The sequence below is a fragment of the Burkholderia sp. PU8-34 genome (assembly GCF_053427725.1).
In genome coordinates this window covers 1-1,785 of the sequence record NZ_JBSAXC010000045.1, presented here as the reverse complement: position 1 = coordinate 1,785, position 1,785 = coordinate 1, and the positions used below count along the sequence as shown (strand labels likewise).

At 60.0% G+C, this 1,785-nt stretch carries 1 protein-coding gene and 1 pseudogene; both read left to right on the top strand.

What is annotated here, in order from left to right; all coding sequences use genetic code 11:
* Positions 1–184 precede the first annotated feature (184 nt).
* Positions 185–457: pseudogene (locus ACV22Z_RS35605) on the top strand (M4 family metallopeptidase); the annotation flags it as partial.
* Positions 458–1,149: 692 nt separating this feature from the next.
* Positions 1,150–1,422, top strand: coding sequence for a hypothetical protein (locus tag ACV22Z_RS35600; RefSeq protein WP_448080923.1), 273 nt, complete (start codon positions 1,150–1,152; stop codon positions 1,420–1,422).
* Positions 1,423–1,785 lie beyond the last annotated feature (363 nt).

Here is a 1,785-nt window from a genome sequence, read left to right as displayed (position 1 = left end):
ATTCAGGCCACTCGAATTGCAAAACACTGCGCGGCGAATTAACCGGATATTCAATAATCGCCACCAACAATCCAAATGACTATTCAATAATCGAAAATACACCTACGGCTATCGACTCGCGAGTGCGCCATGCACTCCACTTGAGCCGCACCGCCGCCGACATCGCGTCACCGCACCTATCGCATATCGCTCTTCGGAAGGCCCGGTGGTGCCGGCGACCGACACCGGGCTGTCGAAGAGCCAGCTCGTCTGCAACGGCGACGCCAGCTTCAGCGGCCTCGGCCGCGACAAGGCCGGCAAGATCTGGTACCGCACGATGACCGTGTACCTGACCGCCAACTCCAGCTACCCGAGCGCGCGCCGCGCATCGATCCAGGCGGCGAATGACCTGTATGGCGCGAATTCGGTTGAGAGCGCAACGGTCGCACGTGCGTGGAGCGCCGTCGGCGTGAACTGACGGTGCTGCGTGTGCGCGTTTGCGTCAAAGGCCTGACGATTGCATGGCTGTATTTCGACCCGGATGAAAACGAACGAATTGAGGTCGACGTCGACAGGTCCAGAACGGCTGGTATCGATCGGCCGACTGTGAGTGCAGTCGGCTGATCGGCGGACATTTCATCCGTGCGGCGAGGCTCTGTGTGTGAGAAAGTCGAGGAAGTACGCCCGTTCTTGAAGCCGGCCGAATCTCCCTTCATCGATCCTGGCGTTGGCGGCTGCTTCAAGGGCCGCCCTCTTTCTGATGTCTGGCACGTTCGCCACGATACGATCTCGATTGAATCGACAGTCGAATCCCGCGTTCCGCACCGACCCCGTATGCCGCGAGCGTCCCCGAACGGCACCGTTGAACTCCTGAGCCGGCGACATATAACACAATTGCAGTGTGTGCCTTCTCTGCGCGCGGGCTTTCAGCCCATGAGCGCACCCGCCCTGTGGCGCCCCTATCAAGGGCGCGCTATTCGTCAGCAGCTGAAGAACAAGTTCGGGCAGCCCGCCCGACAGCGGGTGACAACCGATTGCTCCCGCTCGTCCCGATGACGTGAACCGATCTGCCTTTGGTGCTGCGAGCAGCGTTCCGAGCGGGCGTCCGGATATGCGAAGTGTCGGAGAAAAAGACTCAGACAACTGACCAAACGTTGAAGGAGTCTCGATATGAAATCAGGTTTGATGTTGATGGCAGTCAGCGCTTTGCTTCTCGTGCCGGGCATCGCAAGCGCAAAGGACGTGCGGGCGGTTCCGTCGTACTCGCACCAGACGGTGCAGGATAGCGGTCTCAAGACGATGCAGGACAACGCCAACGCATCCGCCCAAGCCGAAACAGATATGTCATATGGCGGATCTCCCGATACGGGTAACACGTCAAGCGGCTCGCGCGCCCGGATTTGCAAGGCTGGATCTCAATGCGGCTTGTACATTGGCCGCTGATGCATAAATGCTGCCGCACGGTGTGAAAAAGGGGCCGCTTGTCCATCGAGGGTCAGGACAGGCGGTCCGCCATGCGGCCTTGCCACTAGCTTTACAGTGGGATACTTCAGAGAGGAAAGGTCAGCGTAGCGTCGGCCAGGGGTAAGCGGACAGCCGAGGCGGCCCCGGCATGGCTGCCGGGACAGCAGCTGTGCGCGACAACACGGCCACGTCTACGGCCGAGTGGCTCCGTCGCTTTGAAGTGAGCGACGACGAACTGCTGGGTGCGAAAGCCGCGGTGCTTGACACGTCGTCCTTACCGGCCGAAAACGCTATCCCCAATCGGGTTTAGGTCACGAAATACGCAGTACCGTACATTTTCGC

What these genes read in the sequence shown, in the direction of transcription:
- ACV22Z_RS35600 (WP_448080923.1), top strand. Translation starts at nt 1,150, where the DNA reads ATGAAATCAGGTTTGATGTTGATGGCAGTCAGCGCTTTGCTTCTCGTG.